This window comes from Krasilnikoviella flava, from assembly GCF_900167525.1.
Lineage (GTDB): Bacteria > Actinomycetota > Actinomycetes > Actinomycetales > Cellulomonadaceae > Isoptericola > Isoptericola flavus.
On sequence record NZ_FUZQ01000007.1, the window covers coordinates 138,969 to 156,703 of the forward strand.

21 protein-coding genes are annotated in these 17,735 nt (G+C 74.1%); 8 read left to right on the forward strand and 13 right to left on the reverse strand.

Annotated features, from left to right (window positions below; all coding sequences use genetic code 11):
- Nucleotide 1 precedes the first annotated feature (1 nt).
- Genes B5Y66_RS18765 through B5Y66_RS18775 form a run of 3 tightly spaced genes read right to left on the reverse strand, consistent with a single transcriptional unit; the run spans nt 2 to nt 2,981 of the window.
- Nucleotides 2–850 (reverse strand): ATP-binding cassette domain-containing protein, encoded by an 849-nt coding sequence (locus B5Y66_RS18765; RefSeq protein ID WP_079576129.1) that lies wholly within the window; start codon nt 848–850, stop codon nt 2–4.
- Entirely contained in the window at nt 847–1,935 is a 1,089-nt protein-coding gene (locus B5Y66_RS18770) for a putative F420-0 ABC transporter permease subunit (RefSeq protein ID WP_079576130.1), read from the reverse strand. Before B5Y66_RS18770 ends, B5Y66_RS18765 begins: the two co-directional genes overlap by 4 nt.
- The gene (locus B5Y66_RS18775) at nt 1,932–2,981 is read right to left on the reverse strand and encodes a putative F420-0 ABC transporter substrate-binding protein (protein ID WP_079576131.1); all 1,050 of its coding nucleotides are present in this window, start codon (nt 2,979–2,981) and stop codon (nt 1,932–1,934) included. The genes B5Y66_RS18770 and B5Y66_RS18775 overlap by 4 nt, the downstream gene beginning before the upstream one ends.
- Nucleotides 2,982–3,165: 184 nt before the next feature.
- Here B5Y66_RS18775 and B5Y66_RS18780 point away from each other — a divergent pair, with 184 nt between their 5' ends.
- Nucleotides 3,166–3,921: a tyrosine-protein phosphatase gene (locus B5Y66_RS18780; protein ID WP_176168926.1), complete on the forward strand. Its 756-nt coding sequence runs from the start codon at nt 3,166–3,168 to the stop codon at nt 3,919–3,921.
- Between the two features lie 10 nt (nt 3,922–3,931).
- On the opposite strand, the gene B5Y66_RS18785 is transcribed toward B5Y66_RS18780, so the two are convergent.
- Nucleotides 3,932–4,771 carry a class I SAM-dependent methyltransferase gene (locus B5Y66_RS18785; protein WP_079576133.1) on the reverse strand — a complete coding sequence of 280 codons (840 nt, stop codon included), beginning with the start codon at nt 4,769–4,771 and terminating at the stop codon, nt 3,932–3,934.
- A 188-nt stretch (nt 4,772–4,959) separates the two neighbouring features.
- Between B5Y66_RS18785 and B5Y66_RS18790 the strand changes: the two genes are divergently transcribed.
- The 3 genes from B5Y66_RS18790 to B5Y66_RS18800 all read left to right on the forward strand — a co-directional run bounded on the left by B5Y66_RS18790 (nt 4,960) and on the right by B5Y66_RS18800 (nt 7,978).
- Nucleotides 4,960–5,652 (forward strand): winged helix-turn-helix transcriptional regulator, encoded by a 693-nt coding sequence (locus B5Y66_RS18790; protein ID WP_079576134.1) that lies wholly within the window; start codon nt 4,960–4,962, stop codon nt 5,650–5,652.
- Between the two features lie 32 nt (nt 5,653–5,684).
- Complete coding sequence (locus tag B5Y66_RS18795; protein WP_139820986.1) at nt 5,685–6,290, forward strand: hypothetical protein; 606 nt, start codon at nt 5,685–5,687, stop codon at nt 6,288–6,290.
- A gap of 92 nt (nt 6,291–6,382) precedes the next feature.
- Entirely contained in the window at nt 6,383–7,978 is a 1,596-nt protein-coding gene (locus tag B5Y66_RS18800; RefSeq protein ID WP_079576136.1) for a molybdopterin-dependent oxidoreductase, read from the forward strand.
- Between the two features lie 21 nt (nt 7,979–7,999).
- On the opposite strand, the gene B5Y66_RS18805 is transcribed toward B5Y66_RS18800, so the two are convergent.
- A complete protein-coding gene (locus B5Y66_RS18805) occupies nt 8,000–8,437 on the reverse strand; it encodes a DoxX family protein (RefSeq protein WP_079576137.1) in 438 nt (145 codons plus the stop codon).
- Nucleotides 8,438–8,523: 86 nt separating this feature from the next.
- Here B5Y66_RS18805 and B5Y66_RS18810 point away from each other — a divergent pair, with 86 nt between their 5' ends.
- Nucleotides 8,524–9,084 carry a TetR/AcrR family transcriptional regulator gene (locus B5Y66_RS18810; RefSeq protein WP_079576138.1) on the forward strand — a complete coding sequence of 187 codons (561 nt, stop codon included), beginning with the start codon at nt 8,524–8,526 and terminating at the stop codon, nt 9,082–9,084.
- Between the two features lie 51 nt (nt 9,085–9,135).
- Here B5Y66_RS18810 and B5Y66_RS18815 read toward each other — a convergent pair whose 3' ends face one another.
- Together B5Y66_RS18815 and B5Y66_RS18820 are read right to left on the reverse strand one after the other, a co-directional pair.
- Nucleotides 9,136–9,777 carry a LysE family translocator gene (locus B5Y66_RS18815; protein ID WP_079576139.1) on the reverse strand — a complete coding sequence of 214 codons (642 nt, stop codon included), beginning with the start codon at nt 9,775–9,777 and terminating at the stop codon, nt 9,136–9,138.
- Nucleotides 9,778–9,808: 31 nt separating this feature from the next.
- Entirely contained in the window at nt 9,809–10,405 is a 597-nt protein-coding gene (locus B5Y66_RS18820) for a YdcF family protein (protein WP_079576140.1), read from the reverse strand.
- Between the two features lie 71 nt (nt 10,406–10,476).
- Between B5Y66_RS18820 and B5Y66_RS18825 the strand changes: the two genes are divergently transcribed.
- Nucleotides 10,477–11,334 carry an aminoglycoside phosphotransferase family protein gene (locus B5Y66_RS18825; protein WP_079576337.1) on the forward strand — a complete coding sequence of 286 codons (858 nt, stop codon included), beginning with the start codon at nt 10,477–10,479 and terminating at the stop codon, nt 11,332–11,334.
- 48 nt (nt 11,335–11,382) lie between these two features.
- Here the strand turns inward: B5Y66_RS18825 and B5Y66_RS18830 are convergent, their stop codons facing one another.
- A complete protein-coding gene (locus B5Y66_RS18830; protein ID WP_079576141.1) occupies nt 11,383–12,144 on the reverse strand; it encodes an alpha/beta fold hydrolase in 762 nt (253 codons plus the stop codon).
- A 97-nt stretch (nt 12,145–12,241) separates the two neighbouring features.
- Here B5Y66_RS18830 and B5Y66_RS18835 point away from each other — a divergent pair, with 97 nt between their 5' ends.
- Nucleotides 12,242–13,090 (forward strand): helix-turn-helix domain-containing protein, encoded by an 849-nt coding sequence (locus tag B5Y66_RS18835; RefSeq protein WP_079576142.1) that lies wholly within the window; start codon nt 12,242–12,244, stop codon nt 13,088–13,090.
- 211 nt (nt 13,091–13,301) lie between these two features.
- Here the strand turns inward: B5Y66_RS18835 and B5Y66_RS18840 are convergent, their stop codons facing one another.
- From B5Y66_RS18840 to B5Y66_RS18850, 3 genes are read right to left on the reverse strand one after another with little or no spacing between them, the layout of a single operon-like run.
- Entirely contained in the window at nt 13,302–14,090 is a 789-nt protein-coding gene (locus tag B5Y66_RS18840; protein ID WP_079576143.1) for a MerR family transcriptional regulator, read from the reverse strand.
- 4 nt (nt 14,091–14,094) lie between these two features.
- Nucleotides 14,095–14,928, reverse strand: coding sequence for an alpha/beta fold hydrolase (locus B5Y66_RS18845; RefSeq protein ID WP_245807217.1), 834 nt, complete (start codon nt 14,926–14,928; stop codon nt 14,095–14,097).
- Nucleotides 14,925–15,833, reverse strand: a complete 909-nt coding sequence (locus B5Y66_RS18850; protein WP_079576338.1) for an alpha/beta fold hydrolase — start codon at nt 15,831–15,833, stop codon at nt 14,925–14,927. Before B5Y66_RS18850 ends, B5Y66_RS18845 begins: the two co-directional genes overlap by 4 nt.
- A 145-nt stretch (nt 15,834–15,978) precedes the next feature.
- Between B5Y66_RS18850 and B5Y66_RS18855 the strand changes: the two genes are divergently transcribed.
- On the forward strand, nt 15,979–16,380 hold the full coding sequence (locus B5Y66_RS18855) for a MarR family winged helix-turn-helix transcriptional regulator (protein ID WP_217700852.1): 402 nt from the start codon (nt 15,979–15,981) through the stop codon (nt 16,378–16,380).
- Between the two features lie 339 nt (nt 16,381–16,719).
- On the opposite strand, the gene B5Y66_RS22360 is transcribed toward B5Y66_RS18855, so the two are convergent.
- On the reverse strand, nt 16,720–16,896 hold the full coding sequence (locus tag B5Y66_RS22360) for a hypothetical protein (RefSeq protein ID WP_217700853.1): 177 nt from the start codon (nt 16,894–16,896) through the stop codon (nt 16,720–16,722).
- 14 nt (nt 16,897–16,910) lie between these two features.
- Complete coding sequence (locus B5Y66_RS18860) at nt 16,911–17,570, reverse strand: hypothetical protein (protein WP_139820988.1); 660 nt, start codon at nt 17,568–17,570, stop codon at nt 16,911–16,913.
- Nucleotides 17,571–17,735: the final 165 nt, after the last annotated feature.

The window sequence follows — 17,735 nt, forward strand, 5'->3', positions numbered from 1 at the left end:
GTCAGCGCGGGCTGAAGGTCAGCACCGGCCGACCCGTGCGCGGGTGGGTGAGCACCTCCGTGCGCACGCCGTAGACGGGGTCGAGGACGTCCGGGACGAGCACGTCGCCCACGGCGCCCGCGGCCACGACCCGCCCGCCGGACAGCAGCACCACGTGGTCGCAGTGCTGGGCGGCGAGGTGAAGGTCGTGCAGGGCGGCCAGCACGGTGACGCCGCGGTCGGCGAGCGCCCGCAGGATCCGCAGCGCGTCGAGCTGGGCGGCGATGTCGAGGTGGTTGGTCGGCTCGTCGAGCAGGATCAGCGCCGGCTCCTGCGCGAGCGCGCGCGCCATGTGCACGCGCTGCCGCTCGCCACCGGAGAGAGTCGTGACCTCGCGGTCCGCGAGGCCCGCCGCGTCCACGGCGTCGAGGGCGCGCCGGGCGGCCGCGCGGTCGTCCGCCGAGTCCCCGGCGAGCGGCGAGCGGTGCGGGATGCGGCCGAGCAGGACGGCGTCGAGCACCGTCACCGGCAGGTCGGTGGACGCCTCCTGCTCGACGAACGCGAGCGTGCGCGCGCGCCGGCGTCGCGGCAGGGCCAGCAGGTCGGCGCCCGCGAACACGACGCGGGCGCCGTCGTCCCGGCCGTCGTCCGACGGCGGCTGCACCCCGGCGAGCACGCGCAGCAGCGTGGACTTGCCCGAACCGTTGGGGCCGAGCAGGCCGCTCACCGCGCCCGCGGGAGCCGTCACGTCCACGCCGTCGAGGATCAGGCGGCCGGCCGTCGACCACGAGACGCGGGCGGCGTCGAGCCCGTCGTCGGGCGGTCCCGCGACGCTCGGGGCGGGGACATGGGTGCGCGTCTCCGTCGTCATGCGATCCTCCGTCCGCGCCACAGCAGGAGGGCGAACACGGGCGCGCCGATCGCGGCGGTGACGATCCCGACGGGCACCTCCCGCGGGGCGAAGACCGTGCGGGCGAGGGTGTCGGCCCAGACGAGGAACGACGCTCCGCACAGCGCGGACAGCGGCAGCAGCAGGCGGTGACGCGCCCCGGTGAGCATCCGCACGGCGTGGGGCAGGATCAGCCCGACGAAGCCGATCGCCCCGCTCTGGGAGACCAGCGCGCCCGTGAGCAGCGCGACGCCCACCAGCAGCAGCCACCGCACGCGGGCCACGGGGACGCCGAGCGCCGCGGCGGCCGTGTCGCCGAACGTGAAGGCGTCGAGGACCGAGCCCGTCGACGCGAGCAGGGTGCCGAGCACGAGGACCGCCACGCCCGCGATGGCCACCGACGTCCACGTCGCGCCGGCGACGGACCCCATGAGCCACGACAGGATCTCGCGGTAGGAGTCACCGGTGGCCGACCAGAAGATGACGAAGCTCGTCGCGGCCGCGGCGAGCTGGCTGACGGCGAGCCCGGCCAGCACGGTGCGGGTCGGCGTGATGGTGCCGATGGCCCCGGCGAGCCCGAGCGCGGCGGCGAGCGCCGCGACGGCGCCGCCGAAGGCCGCGAGCGGCAGCAGCACGGTCAGCCCGGCGACGAGCACGAGCACCGCGCCGAGCGACGCCCCCGACGACAGCCCCAGCAGGTAGGGGTCGGCCAGCGGGTTGCGCGTGAGGGACTGCATGACGACGCCGCACACCGCCAGCCCGGCGCCCACGGCCGCGGCCGTGAGCACGCGGGGCAGGCGCAGCTCCCAGACCATGCCGTCGGGCAGCGCGCCGAGCGGTTCGAGCCCGAGCGCTCCGCCGAGGCCGAGGTGCGTGGCGACCGACCGCCACACGTCAGCGACGGTCAGGTCCGCCGGGCCGATCGTCACCGCCACGAGGACGGTCGCGACCAGCACCACGGCGGCCACCGGCAGCCACCACGCGGCGCCGCGGCGGGCCCCTGGGGTCGCCGCGGTCTCGACAGGCTCGACCGCCGGAGCCCGTCGTCTCCTGACCGCCGTGGTCATCGGTCGAGCCCCTCCAGGCCGTCGAGCTGCGCGGCGAGGTCGACGACGGCGTCGACGTTGCGCACGCCGGCCTCCGACGCCGGGAACGGCACGGTGAGGTAGTGCCCCTCGCGCACGGCGGTCATCCGCGCGGTGGCGGGGTTGGACTCGAGGCGCTCGATCTTCTGCTCCGCGCTGTTCCACGTGGCGTCGACGAGGACGATGACGTCGGGGTCGGCCGCGATGGCCTCCTCCCAGGCGTACGACGTCCAGGTGTCGTGCACGTCGCCCGCGACGTTCTCCAGCCCGACGGCGTCCATGATCATCTGCGGGGCGCCGATCCCCGCGCCGACGTACGGGATGTCGTCGCCGGAGGAGTACCACAGGGCGTCCAGGCCGCGGTCGTCGGGGGTGACGGACGCCAAGGTCTCGCGCTGGTCGGCGACGAGGTCGGTGGCCGCGTCGGAGGCGTCGAAGATCTCGCCCACCTCGCCGATCTCCGAGAAGACGTCGTCGAAGGTCAGCGGGTCCGGCATGTGCTCCGGGTCCTTGCAGGCGGCGGGGGAGACGTAGGTCGCCACGCCGAGCTTCGCCAGCGTCCCGCGGTCGCCCGCGCCGTCGGCGGTGAGGTTGGACTCCCACCCCGCGTACACGAGGTCGGGCTCCAGCCCGAGCACGGCCTCGGCGCCGGGCACCTGGTCGGCCAGCGGCTCGGCGACGGCCGGCACGTCGGCGGCAGCGTCGGCCAGCGAGTCCGGCACGGGGCCGTCGAGGAACGCCGAGCCGACGATCCGGTCGCCGAGGCCGAGCGCGAGCAGCATCTCCGTGGTGCTCGACTTGATCGTCACGACGCGCTGCGGCGCGGCCTCGACCGTCGTCTCAGTGCCGCAGTTGTCGAGCGTGAGCGGGTAGGCGGTGCCCGAGCCGTCGGCCCCGTCGGACGCGGAGGACGAGGCAGCCGGGGCCGCACCGGCGTCGGGTCCCTGCGCGCAGCCCGCGAGGGTGACGACGGACAGGGCGGTCAGCAGGACGATGGGGGCGGCTGTGGTGCGAAGGCGGCGAGGCACGCGGGTACTCCAGGATCACGGGTCGGGGATGTCGCGGGGCGGTCAGGGTCCAGGACGGCGCGCCATCTCGCGCCGGTGGAACCGCGGCCCACAGTCCGGGTCGCGCCGACGGGCCAGAGTCGGGCCCGTGATCCGGCGTCGAGCCTAGTACGCCCGGCGCCGGGCGTGTGGTTGCCTGGCGCGCGTGACCTCCCCGACCGCCGGCGTGCCGACCTCCACGCTCGACCCCGCCGACCCCCGCGCGGTGCGCTGGGGCGGGCTGCCGAACGCCCGCGACCTCGGCGGTCTGCCCACCGCCGACGGCGGGCGGACCCGCGCCGGCCGCTTCTACCGGACGTCGCGCCTCGACCACGCGGGGCCCGACGGTCTGGCGGCGATGGCCGCCGCCGGCGTCGGCACCGTCGTCGACCTGCGCAACGCGGCCGAGATCGAGCCGCTGGAGCTGCCGACGTCGGTGGCGCGGCACCACCGCCCCGTCGAGGACCCGGACGACGAGGAGTTCATGCGCGTCTGGGGCCCGCACCTCGACACCCCGCGGTACTACGCGACCGTGCTGGAGCGCTGGCCCGCCCTCGTCACGGACGTCTTCCACACGTTCGCCGCCGCTCCCGAGGGCGCCGTCGTCTACCACTGCGCGGGCGGGCGCGACCGGACGGGCATGGTCACCGCCCTCCTGCTGACCCTCGTCGAGGTGCCGCGAGCGGTGATCGTCGCCGACTATCTCCTGGCCGTGCGCGCGAACAACGACCGTGCCGCGACCGAGCCGGGGTGGGACGAGGCGTACCGGGAGCCCGAGGCGCTCGCGGCCTGGTGCGACGACGTCGCCGCGGCGCTCGACGACTTCCTCGACGGCGTCGACCCTGCGGGCTACCTGCGTGCGCACGGCGTCGCGGACACGGAGCTCGACCGGGTCCGTCACCGCCTCCTCGACCCGGAGTGAGGGCGCGGGCTCACGCCCGCGTCGCGCGCACCAGCAGGTAGTCCCAGACCATCGTGCCGTCGTCGCGCAGGGCCCGGTCGCCGAGCGCGGCGAGCGCCTCGTCGAGCTCGGCCGCTCGCGCGGCGTCGTCCCCGAGGCTCCGGTAGGTCGCGATGGTCGGCCCGTAGGTCGCCTTGAAGAAGTCGCGGAACATGGTGCCGTCGTCGAACCGGTCGACGACCAGTCCGCGCACCTCGGCACGGACGTCGGTGACGCGGTCCCCGAGCAGCGCCCGCACGTGCTCCTCGGCGCCCCACAGCGGCGGCGGGAGCGCCCCCGGCGGGGGCGGGGGTGCGTACGGCTTGAGCGTCGCGAACATCTGACCGATGAACCCGTCCGGCGTCCACGCGACGTTCCCGATCGTGCCGCCGGGGCGGGTCACCCGCGCGAGCTCGGCGGCCGCGAGCTGGTGGAACGGCGCGAACATCACGCCCACGCACGACATCGTGACGTCGAACGCCCCGTCGTCGAACGGCAGCCCGTGCGCGTCGGCCGGCTCCCAGCGCAGGACGGCGCCCTGCTCCTCGGCGCGCCGACGCCCGGCCTCGAGCAGCTCGCCGGAGAGGTCGGACGCGACGACGTCGGCCCCCGCCAGCGCGGCCGGGATCGACGCGTTGCCCGAGCCGGCGCCGACGTCGAGCACCCGGTCGCCCGGCCCGACGTCGCAGGCCTCCACGAGGACGGCCCCCAGCGACGGGATGACCTGGTCCGCGACCGCCGGGTAGTCGCCCGACTCCCAGACGGCGCGATGTGTGGCGCGGACCGTGTCGAGCAGCTCGGCAGGGACGGTCCGGGGTTCGATGACGCTCATGAGGGGCTCCTTCGCTCCACGGTGAGGGGCAGCCGACGCGCAGCCGACGGACAGGTGCCGGGCACGGTGTCGTGCCGACCCCTTCACGCTGCGCCCGGAACGCCGCACGATCCAGTGCAGGATCTGGACCGGGCGAAGTCCTGGATCTGTACTGGCGGTCCCGCGTCCGGCGGGCGTTGACTGGGGGGATGGCGGGCTACGGCCAGTTCTGCCCCGTCGCCAAGGCGATGGAGGTGCTCGACGAGCGGTGGACGCTGCTCGTCGTGCGCGAGCTGCTGCTGGGCAGCACCCGGTTCAACGAGCTGCGCCGCGGCAACCCGAAGATGTCGCCCACGCTGCTGTCCAAGCGGCTGCGCACCCTGGAGCGCGCGGGCGTCGTGCGGCGAGTCGGCGTCGAGGGGCACACGCGCTACGTGCTCACCCCGGCCGGCGAGGAGCTGCGGCCCGTGGTCGAGGCGCTCGGCGCGTGGGGCACGCGCTGGGTCGGCGGGCTCGGGGCGGCCGACCTGGACCCGCACCTGCTGCTGTGGGACATGCGGCGCACGATCGACGTCGCCGCGTGGCCCCAGGAGCGCACCGTCCTGGCGATCGTCCTCACCGACGTGGCCCCGCGGGTGTCCCGCTGGTGGGTCGTCGTGCGGGACGGGCAGGTCGAGGTGTGCGACGACGACCCCGGCTACGACGCGACAGCGGTCGTGACGACGCCGCTGCGCACGCTCACCCGGCTGTGGCGGGGCGACGTGACGTGGGCGGGCGCGCTGCGCTCGGGCGAGGTGGAGGTCGCGGGGCCCGAGGCCGCGCGGCGCCGGGTGCCCCGGTGGCTGGGTCAGTCGGTGTTCGCGCGCGTGCCGCGGCCGGACCCGGCGGCCGTCGAGGCGTGACGACGGTCGACGGGGCGCTAGCCTTCGACGCCATGACGAGGCCCCGGGTCCAGGACGTGATCTCGTGGCGGCGCCCCCGCCGGCCGCGCCCGAGCCTGCGCGGGGGGATCCAGGCCGCCACGGGCCTGCTGAGCGCCGCCGTCGACCTCGCGGTGTCCGTCGGGTCCGGCACGGCGTCGACCAGCGACCTCTCGACGCTGGGCACCGAGCCGCCGCGGGTGCCGCAGGACCCCGCGCAGCCGGTCCCCGAGCTCCCGTGCGTTGTCGTGGGGGGCACCGCCGGCCGGCCGGCCGCGACCGGGGCGGGTCGCCAGCACCTGTGGGCGACCCGGGACCGGCTCTGGGTCGAGCCCTCCGCGTCGGCCGCGGAGCCGCCCGTCGGAGAGGTCGAGCTGGACCGGACGACGCTGGCGCTCCGGTCGTTGGCGCTCGCGCCGGGGGAGCCGGGACCCTGGACCCTGGAGACGCCGTGCACCGCGACGATCACCGGCCCTGGGACGGAGATCGTCGTGGAGGGGTCGTGGCTCGCGATCGCGTGGCTCGGCCACCTCGCCGGCTGGCCCGACCCCGGCCGCCCCGCCCCTGGCAGCCCTGACTCAGGTAGCGCCGAGCCCTCGGGGGCGCCGCGCGACGGTTGACCTGCGCGGAGCCGCCACGGAGGTCGCCGTGCGTTTCTTACGGTCTCGTCACCGGGCAGGGGAGGACGGGGCGAGGGTGGGACGCTGAGGTCATGAGCAGCGAGTCGCCGTGGGACATCGAGTCGGCGGTCCCGGCCGGGGCGCGGCCGCGCGACGGCTGGTGGGCGGCGCTCGCGGGCGTCGTCGCGACCGGCGCCGGGCTGGCCGTCGCGGAGCTGGTCGCGGCGTTCGTCGACCCGGCGTCGAGCCCGGTCCTGGCGGCCGGCGGGGCGGTCGTGGACGGCGTGCCGGGCTGGCTCAAGGACCTCGCGGTCTCGTGGTTCGGCACGGCCGACAAGGCCGTGCTGCTGGCGACGATGGGCGTCGTCGCGCTCGCCGGGGCCGCGCTCGTGGGCCTCCTGGAGCGGCGGCGCCCGCCGTGGGGCGCCGTCCTGCTGGGCGCCGTGGGGGCGGCGGCGGCCGTCCTCGCCGCGCGGCGTCCCGGGGCGAACGTCGCCTGGGCGCTGCCGAGCCTGGTCGGGGTCGTGGTCGCGATCGTCCTGCTCAGCGTCCTCCTGCGGCGGGTCGAGATCTGGTTCGCCGAGGACGAGCGGCCCGGCGCCGAGTGGCGGTACGCGGTCGACCGACGCCGGTTCCTGCAGTGGTCCGGGCTCACGGCCGCGGGCGCCGTGGTGGCGCTCGGGGTCTCGCGCGCCGTCGCGGCCGGCGGGCGTGCGGTCCGGGTGGCGCGCGAGGCGGTCCGGCTGCCGAGCCCCGCCACCACCGCGCCTCCGGTGCCCGCCGGGGCCGACCTCGGGGTCGACGGCGCCGCGCCGTACGTGACGCCGAATCCGGAGTTCTACCGGATCGACACGGCGCTCGTCGTGCCGCAGGTGGACCCCGGAGACTGGTCGCTCACCGTGACCGGCCTCGTGGACGAGCCGTTCACGATCACCTGGGACGACCTGCTCGCACTGCCGCTCGAGGAGCATCACGTCACGCTGGCGTGCGTCTCCAACGAGGTGGGCGGCGACCTGATCGGCAACGCCCTGTGGCTGGGCTACCCCGTGCGCGAGCTGCTGGCGCGCGCGAGGCCCCAGGCCGGCGCGGACATGGTGCTCTCGCGCAGCACGGACGGCTTCACGGCCGGCACTCCGCTGGAGGTGCTGCAGGAGGACGACCGGCAGTGCCTCCTCGCGATCGGGATGAACGGCGAGCCGCTGCCGACCGAGCACGGCTTCCCGGCGCGCCTGGTCGTGCCGGGGCTGTACGGGTACGTGTCGGCGACGAAGTGGGTCACCGAGCTGAAGGTCACGCGGTTCGCCGACGAGCAGGGCTACTGGACGCCGCGTGGCTGGTCGGCCCTCGGCCCGATCAAGCTGTCGTCGCGCTTCGACGTCCCGCGTCCGGGCGACGATCTGCCGGCCGGGGCGGTGACGCTCGCCGGGGTCGCGTGGGCGCAGCACACCGGGATCTCCGGCGTCGAGGTCCGGGTGGACGACGGCGAGTGGGTCGCGGCCGAGCTCGCCGAGACCGTCGGCCCCGACACGTGGCGGCAGTGGCGCCTGGAGTGGGACGCGACGCCGGGGGACCACCTGGTCGCGGTGCGCGCGACCGACGCGGACGGGAACGTCCAGGTCGAGGCGCAGGCGCCGCCCGCGCCCGACGGCGCCACGGGGTGGCAGACGATCGAGCTGACGATCGCCTGACGACCGCCCGACGTCGCCGGCTCACCCCGCGAACGCGGCCACGAGGCAGGCGGCGACGAAGACGACCTGGAGCGCGGACCGCGCGGGCAGCGGCATGGTGCGGACGCCCGTCGAGGCTCGGGCCGCATGCACGTTCGCCGGGAACATCACGACCAGCAGCAGCGCGAGGCAGATCCCTGCCGCCGTACGGGTGGCCGGCAGCAGGAGCCCGGCGGCGCCGGCGATCTCGAGCGCCCCGGTGACGGTCACGAGGAGCTCGGGCCGCGCGAACCGGGGCGGCACCATGGCGACGAGCGCCGAGCGTCGGGGTGGGGCGAAATGGGCGCTCGCGGTGAGGAGCAGCATCGCCGCGAGGCCGGCGGTCACGGCGGCAGGCCAGCCGTTCAGCGGGTCGACGCCGAGGGCGCCGAGGCCGCGTGCCGCGAGGGTGACGGTGACGAGGACGATGAGGGGGGCCATGACGTTCTCCCGACCGCTAGAGTGGATCTTGACAGTGGCAAGTTAGTCCGCGACGGCGGGCTAGTCAATGGCTAGATGGGGGTCTGATGGCGGACGCATACCACCACGGAGACCTGCGTTCGGTCGTGCTGCACGCCGCGGCCGACCAGATCGCGCAGGACGGCGTCGACCGGCTCTCCCTCCGGGGGCTGGCACAACGGTCCGGGGTGTCGCACGCGGCGCCCGCGCACCACTTCGGCGACCGGCGGGGGCTCTTCACCGCGCTCGCGACCGAGGGCTTCGACCTGCTGGCGGCGGAGCTCCGGGAGGCCGGTACCGACCTGCGGGACGTGGCCGTGGCCTATGTCCGGTTCGCGCTCGCTCGACCGGGGCACTTCGCCGTGATGTTCCGGTCCGACCTGGCCAGGGCCGACGACCCCGGCCTGGCGGCCGCCCGCCGGCGGTCCGGGCAGGCGCTGCGGGACGGGGTGGGCCGGTTGGAGGGCGTCGCCGACCCCGCGGCCGTGCAGCTGGCGGCGTGGTCGGTCGTGCACGGGTTCGCGTCGCTGTGGCAGGAAGGAGCCTTCGTGGGCTCCGACCTGCTCGATCCCGCGGCTGATCCGGAGGCGGTCGCCCGGCGGATCGTGGACACGCTGGTGCTCACCTGACGACGGCGCGGTGCGCCGCGGACCTGGGCGGTGCGGTCGTGCGCGGGCCCGTCAGACGCGCGCGGACACGGCGAGCCGCGCGCCGAACAGGACGAGCACGCCGCCCGTGGCGCGGTCGACCCAGCGCACCGCGCCGGAGCCGCGCAGGCGGGGCCCGACCCAGCCTGCGCCCAGCACGACGAGCGAGAGCCACGCCGTCCCGAGCACGCAGTGCACCAGGGCGAGCAGCAGGCCCATGAGCAGCGGGTTCACCCCGTCGGGCACGAACTGCGGGATCGCCGCGACGTAGAACACCCCGACCTTCGGGTTCATGAGGTTGGTGCTCAGCCCCAGGCCGAGGTCGCGCCACCGGCCGCCGGTGGGGAGCGGGAGATCCACGTCGGCACCCGCGTCGCGCGGTGCCCGGAACGACCGCCACAGCATCGACGCGCCCATCCACACCATGTACGCGGCCCCGGCGAGGGTGAGCACGCGGTAGGCGGTCTGGCTCGCCGCGAGCAGGGCCGCGGCACCACCCGCCGCGGCGGCGCCCCAGACCAGGGTGCCCAGCTGGATGCCGGCCAACGCCGCGAACCCGTGCGAGCGGGAGCGCGTCACCGTGCTGCGCAGCACCAGCGCGGTGTCGAGGCCGGGGACGAGCGTCAGGAGCCCCGCGACGAGGGCGAAGGCGAGCAGCGCCTCAGGGATGGTCACGGAGCCACGATACGAGCCGCGCGCGGGCGAGTCACCGGCGCCGCAGGTCGGGCCGGACCCCGCGCAGTGTCCACAGGCCGTACGCAGCGAGGACGGGCTTGAGCGGGAGCCACTCGCCCCACCGGTGGTCGGCGCCGCGCGTCAGCCTCCCGACGAGGTCCGGCCGCTGGCGCGCGACGTAGGCGCGGGCCTTCAGGGCGTGCGCCGGCTGCGACACGAACGTGATCCGGTCGGCGTCCTCGACCAGCGGAAGGGCCCGGGCGACGTTCTCCCACGTCGTGCGACTCTCCTCCTCGAGCACGACCGGACCGTCGTAGCCCAGGGTGGCCGCGTGGTCGGCCAGGATCCTCGCCTCGGGCCGGGCCGACGCCGTCGGGCCGCCGCAGAGGACCAGCCGCGTGCGTGCGGCAGGGTCGAGGGACCGCAGCCCCGCGCGCACCCGCCACCGGTTGACGACGTTCGCCTCGGGCCCGCGGTTGCGGAACCCCAGCACGACGACCGCCTGGGTCGGCCCGGCGGCGTCGCCCACGAGGGTCCGCGACCAGCGGCGGTTGAGCCACTCGCTCCACACGAGCGCGGCGGCGAGCCCGCTGAGTCCGACGAGGGCGACGAGCGGTCCGGAGCGCATGCCCCGGACAGTAGCCCGCGATAAAGCGCTCGTCGTCCGCCCGCCCCGATGCCACGATCCTTCGTGTGGACATGCCCGAGCGAGCACGTGCGATCACCGCGACGACCGCGATCGCCGAGTCCTTGGGGCTACCGGCCGGCGACACGACCGTTCTCCACAACTCCAACAAGCTCGCGCTGCACCTGAAGCCGTGCGGGGCGATGGCTCGGGTCGCTCCCGTGGGGCAGGAGGTCGCACAGCTGGAGCTTGAGCTTGCTCGACGGCTCGCCGACCTCGGGTCTCCCGTCGGCGCCCTGGAGCCCCGGGTGGATCCGCTGGTCTACACCCGCGACGGCTTCGCGGTGACGTGGTGGGTGTACTACGAACCGGTGACGCCTGCCGTCGCACCCGCCGACTACGCCCGGGCGTTGGAACGGCTGCACGCCGGGATGCGCGGCGTCGAGGGCGCCTTCCCGCGGTTCACCGATCGGATCGCCGAGGCCGGACGGATCGTTGCCGAGCCAGACCTTTCCCCTGGGCTGCCCGATGTCGAGCGCGCGTTCCTCGCACGCAGGCTTCGACGGTTGCACGAGGCGATCGGTGAGAGCTCGCGTGAGCAGCTGCTCCACGGTGAGCCCCATCCCGGGAACCTCCTGAGCACGCACGACGGGCCGCTCTTCATCGACTTCGAGACGTGCTGTCGCGGACCCGTCGAGTTCGACCTTGCCCATGTCCCCGACGAGGTCTCCCAGCACTACCGGGGTGCAGACCACCAGCTCCTCGACCTGTGCCGAGAGCTCGTGCTCGCCATGGTTGCAGCGTGGCGCTGGGAGAAGGGGGACCAGTTCCCGAACGGGCTGCGATTCGGGGAGGAGCTCCTCCGTGTGCTGCATGCGGGGCCTCCCTGGCCCACCCTCGACGTTGTGGTCGGACGACTGGATGGACCGTAGCGATCCGCCGCACGTCAACGGTGGCGGTCTCGACCTGGCGGGGACGGATCACGGGCGGGTGGAAACCGAGGAGTCGACCTCGGGCACTCGATTCATGCGACCGACGACCCTTCCGCAAGGCTCAGGGTCCACCGGAGCCCGCGCCACGTCGTCGAGCAGGAGTGCCGCGACCGCCCCGGGGTCCTCGTGCATCGCGTCGTGGCCGGTGGGGAGGTCGTGGACCTGCCACCCGGGATCGGCCTGGAGTCGGAGGCGGAGCTCGGCGAACGGCGTCCGGTCCTCCCATCCCGAGCAGTAGACGAACTCCCGGCGCGGAACCTCGGCGAACGCGCCCGTGAGCCGGATCGCCTGGAGGAACGCGCCGAGGGGATGGGGACGGCGGCGGGGATCACCGCCGTCCGGGGGTGAGACGGAGAATCCGGTGGCTGCAGCGCCGGCGGCGAACAGCTTCCGGAAGTGCCCGTTCGACGCCGACCAGCACGACTCGCCGTGGCGCGGGACGAAGGCGTCGAGATGCACCAGGCGCGAGACCCGGTCGCCGGCGCGGTCCGCGACCGCCGTGATCACCATCCCGCCGTAGCTGTGGCCGACCAGTGTCGCGTCGGTGATGTGCCGCTCCTCGAGGTGTCGCAGCACGTCGTCGGCGTGCGTGTCGAGGTTGGCCGTCGCGACAGTCGCGTCGTCGTCCGGACTCAGACCGGTCAGGGTGAGCGCGTGCACGGTGTGGCCGGCATGCTCCAGCAGCGGCACCACCGACTCGAAAGCCCAGGCACCCTTCCAGCCGCCGGGCACGAGAACGAACGTCGCCATGACCTTCTCCTTCCTCCGAGGCGCGGCATCGAGTCGCCCCGCACGAAGGAGTCTCATCGGGTCACCAGGTGGCCTGCCACCGCTAGAGTGCCAATCGATGCCCGTTCCCCGCCAACCCCGCCCGACCACCGTGACGTCGCACGTGTGGCCGTCCGGCGGGCGCCATCTCTGGCCGTCCGGCGGAGCGAGCGCCGCGCAGTCGCACGCCCAGGGGCACCTGGTCTTCGCCGTCGGCGGCGTCCTGACGGTGCACACCGAGCGGGGCACGTCGATCGTTCCCGCCAACCGGGTCGCCTGGACCCCCGCCGGGTTCACGCACCATCACCGCGCCCACGGCGACGCGGATATGCGGATCGTCTTCCTCACCCCGTCCCTCGCCCGGCTCGTGCCGGACCGCCCTGTCGTGTTCCTCGCCTCCGACCTCGCACGCGAGGTCCTGCTCGCCCTCACCGGGCCCCGCAACTACGGCGACGGCGCTCCCGCCTACGGCCGCGCCGCGCGTGCCCGCCTCCTGCGAGTCCTCGTCGACGAGCTCCACGAGGCGCACGAACAGCCGCTGCACCTGCCGGAGCCGCGCGACGACCGGCTGCAGGCAGTCGCACGGTTGCTGCACGAGATGCCGGCAGACAACGCCACGCTGGCCGAGCTCGGGAAGACGGTCGGTGCCAGTCCCCGCACCCTCAGCCGACTGTTCCGCCACGAGCTCGGCATGACCTTCTACGAGTGGCGTACGCAGCTACGCGTCTACCACGCGCTCGTGCTCCTCGCCGACGGTCACGACACCACCCGCACCGCCGCCGCCTGCGGATGGGCCAACCCCAGCAGCTTCATCACCGCGTTCACCCACCTCGTCGGAACGACCCCGGGGCGCTATCGAAGCGGCCACCGGAGTACGGGCGAGCCGTCGGGCGACGACCACGAGAGACGTGCGAGCACCCGGGCGTAGGTGTTCACCCTCGGGGATCCGCCTCTCGGGAATCGCGATCTGTAAGTGACGCGCTTGCTCGGCGGCCACGGGCCCGGCCGCAGCCGCAGGGTCTCGAACGTCCAGAACCCGATTCTGACGCGCCTCGACATCGGTCGGCATGGCACGGGTACCGACCGGAGTCGGGTCGTCGTCGACCTGCCATGACCGGCCGGCGGAAATTCCGTGCCCGTCAGCCGGACGGGACGGGCACGCCGGCGGCGCGGAGCCGTGCCTCCGTGAGCGCGGTCAGCCGGGCCGCGATCGGGGCCTGGTTCTCGCGGTGGTTGTTGATCACCTGGTATCGGGCGGAGGCACGGGACCATGCCTGCATCGGCTTCGACCCGGGATCGCCCAGCAGAGCGGGGTGGGTCAGGAAGTGGTCGGCCATGGCGGCTGCGAGCTCCTCGATCCGCGGGTCGTCCGGCGCCCAGGTCTCGGCCTCCATGCTGCGCCTGGTCAGCTCGACGAACCGTGCGTCGTCGAGTCGGAGCTCGAGCTGGGTGAGGAAGCCCTCGAGGCCCTCGGGGATCAGGGCGCTGGTGAGCACCAGGGCTTCCCGCTGGCCGGCGACGTACTCGGGGCCGAAGCCGAGCCCGGGCAACCGGTCGAGGACCGCGCACGCCCGGTCGGGGAGCAGCGCCCGGTCGTCGGCCAGCCGGTGCAGGTTGTCGCGCCGCGCGACGAGGTCGTCGATCTTCTCGGAGAGGCGTTGCTCGACGTCCTCGAGGGCGGCGGCGAACCGCTCGGGATCGGCGTCGAGCATGGGCGCGATCTCGGCCAGCGGCACGCCCGCGGTCGCCAGCGTCCGGACCTGCACCAGGCGCAGCAGGTCGTCGGACCCGTACCGCCGGTAGCCGGAGGCGTCACGGCCAGGTTCGTCGAGGAGCCCGTGCCGGTGGTAGTGCCGCACGGTCTTCACCGTGACGCCGGCGAAGGCCGCGGCCTGGCCGATCGTGAGCCCTCGGGCGGTGTGGGTCATGTGCTCACTGTGCCCGACGACCGACCGAGGCGACCTCGCGGACGGCCTCGGCGACGGCCGGGGAGTCCTTGCGCAGGATCGAGCCGTGGTTGCTGGCGACCTTGGCGCTCACCGTGAGGTGGGGGTTGCGGGCCGGCAGCGGGTCGAGGCTCGCGCGCATCTGCTCCTGCAGGTCGTCGCGGCTGCCCAGCGCCTCCCCGGAGGCGACGACATACCGCACCGGCACCTGCAGCTCCACGAGGAGCGGCTCGAGCGCGGCGTGGAGCAGGTGCGACTCGATCGCGAGGTCCGCGTGCTGCTCGGCGGAGAACCGGGCGGCCAGGCCGAACCGGCGCGCCACCGGCATCATCGGCTTCATCCGCCGGAACACCTTCCGGATCTCGTCGTGGCCGGCCTCGTCGGTCCAGCCGACCGGGTACGGGCCGTCGACGCCGACCACGCCGGCGGCGCGGTCCGGGTTCCGGCTCGCCCAGTGCACCCCCAGGAGCGCCCCGTACGACCAGCCCACCAGCAGCGCCCGGTCCACGTCACGCGCGGCGAGCACCGCGTCGATGTCACGGACGCACGCCTCGAACGAGTAGTCGGCCGCCCGCTTCGACCGGCCGCGGGCCCGCTCGTCGAAGGTGATGTGCCGATAGCCCGGCCCGAGGTCGGCGACGACGCGCCGCCAGTGCCGCTGCGAGGCGTACGAGCCGTTGAGATAGACCACAGGGACGCCGGGGCCGCCGGAGTCCGTGACGGCCAGCGCCGTGTCGTCGACCGGGACCATGCCGGTCCACGCGGGGCGGCCCGGGCGCGTCGTGTTCCGGGCGGGAGATGTCGGGTTCGGGGTGCTCATGCGATCACCGTCCACCCTGACCTTGGGTCAAGGTCAACACTCTTGTCAGGTTCAGGACATGCGCCCGCCGGATGGTCGGCGGGATCGAGGATCTCCCGGAGCCATCGCGCATAGGCGCGCGGGTGGGTGGTGTTGCCGTTGTGCCCGCCGGGAGCCTCCCGGAGCTCTCGACCGATCAGGGTGGCGAGCGCTGCTGCGGCGAGGCGGTCGAAGACGGTCCGTGGCGTGGTGCGCCCGGTCGCGGGCACGATGCGTGTGCTGACGCCTCTCAGGGCCGCGGTGTCCAGGGTGTCGTGGACGATCGCGGTGAAGTCGTGGCGGATGAAGTGGTCGAAGTTGGTCACGCGCTGCGCGGTCATCGGCTGAGGTGTCAGATCGGGCTCGCGGTCCGTGCCCGCGGGGTCGATGCCCAAGGTGCTCGCGATCTCGGGGAGCGTCGCGGCCAGGCCGGCCCGGAGGTAGAGGTCCTGGAGCTCGGCGAGCTCGTGCTCGTGGCGGGCGCGTCGGTCATCGGGCAGCAGGCGCGGGGCGACGGGCTCGTGGGCGACCAGCGTCCGGATCTGTTCGGGATGCGCGACGGCGACATGCAGGCCGATGACCGCGCCGAGGCTGCACCCGAGCATGAGCGCGGGCGCATCGGTGAGCGCGGCCAGCAGGCGGTGGACGTCGTCGGCGTGCTCGGCCATCGTCACCCCGCGACCCGGGTCGTCCAGCCGGCTGCGGGACAGCCCCCGGCGGTCGTAGGTGACGACAGTGAAGGAGTCGACGAGTGGGACGACGAGGTCGTTGCTGCGGTCGGCGTCTCCTTCCCCGCTCTGGGAGATCAGCAGCACGGGTCCGGTCCCGCGGACCTGGTAGTGCAGGGTTGCGCCGGGCACGGCGAGCGTGCCGGTGGTCACGGACATGATCACTCCCTCCGACCGCGACCCTCTGCCGCGGCTCTCCGGACCCTACTCCCATCCAACACGATGCATCAATGACGATGCATCGTGTTGGATGTACACTCCTGGAGTGAACGGAGTCGAGCTGTTCCTGCTGGGACGAGCCCTGATGAAGATCGGCGAAGAGGCGCTGCCGCCGCCTCCGGGCGGGACCGCCCGCCACGCGGGCAGCGACCGGCTGGTCCTCATCGTGGCCAGCGACATCGCCGACCATCCCGATACCACCGTCAGCGAGATCGTCTCCCGCACCGCACTGCCCCAGAGCCAGGTGTCGTCTGCCGTCGCCCGTCTCAAGGAAGCCGGATCGGTGCAGACGGTCACCGATCCGAGCGACCGGCGCCGCGTGCTCGTGCGCCAGGCCGCCGAGGAGTCCGAGCGGGTGGCGCAGGTCCGTGGAGCCGGTATCGACGACGCTCTCACCGCCGCGCTGGGCCCTGACGACCCGGACCGACTGAAGCAGGTCACGCAAGCGCTCGACGTGCTCGCACGCCACCTCCGCCACCGCGCCTGACCAGACTCCCGCCACAGGTACGGCTGTCGACGTGCAGCGCAGATTGCACGGACACGCCGCTGTACCTTGCACGAACCCGGGTGCGCCGTGCGTGGCGCGCAAGATCGTTTGCATCGCTCCCGGTCGGCGTCCACGAGCACCCAGGGCGCCGCCGAAAGGCGATCGAGAGCACTCTGAGCCGCAGCAAGAAACCCCCGCCGGAGGTTTTGAACGAGGGTTCTGACCGGCGTTTCAGGGCGGTCCAGGGGTGAGTGTGCGGAGCGCGTCAGAAACGGTCGGTTCTGGAAGGGCGCGGGGCCTTGTCGAGATCCGCCAAGTCGGTGACCGCCAGGGTCGGACTCACCAGTAGGCGGCCGCGCCGGTAATGACATCGACGGCGTAGTCGGCGCCGACCGCCAGCCCATAGAGCAGGGCTGAGAGGACGACGACCGCGACAGCAGCCGGCAGCCAGGTCCTGACGTCATGGGGTCGCTGCCGGTAGGGCGTGGATCGTGGGTTCGTCTTGGTGGGTGCCATGACGCGTGTCGGCTTCATCGTTCGGCCTTCGGTCCGTGGACGGTGATCTGCACGCTCCCGCCGATGCCGGCATCGACCCGGGCGCAATCGGACGCGCCGTCCGTGATCGCCGTGGCCGTCAGGGTGTCGTCGGCATCGACCGACGAGTACGTCATGTACAGCTCCTCCGCGAGGCGTTTCGCTTCGCCGACGGTCAGGCACCGGTCCGCGATCTTGGTGCGAAGCTGATCCGCTAACGGCCACGTCCCGGCCGCGAACGTGTCCAGCGGGTCACCGCCGGACCCGACGGTGACGACGCCCGGTTCCTGGGCGTCAACCCATGAGCATGGGGCGTCCGGGTCCTGGTGGTCGGCCTGCACCACGGACCATCCCTGGAGCCCGAGGCGTTCCAGCTCCGCCCGGGCCCACTCGACCTGTTCGGGGACTGTGCGGCAGGCCGCGTTGCCGCCGTCGACGAAGTCGGAGGCGCTCTGCCGCATCTCGAGGGCCTGCGGGGTGACCGCTACGCCGGAGGCGAGAACGTGGGCCCCGCTGGGCACTTGGCCGGCGGGCGTGACGTAGGTGTAGTCCTGGAGCGTGAATGCGACCGGGTCCTCGATCGGGGCGAGTCCGGCGTCGCGCATGAAGGTGTCGCAGTCCGCGATCGCGTCGCCGGTCAGCCAGGACCCGATCACGGCGGTGTCCCGGTCGGACCAGTCCGCGAGGCAGTTGGGGCCCTGCGGCGTGCCCCCGAACCATCCCTCGATCCCGGCGTAGCCCGCCCCGCCGCCGATCAGCAGCACGGCGAGGCCGATGCTGAGGGTCCCGCGCTTGCCGAGCCGCTTCCTCCGCGGGGTCGA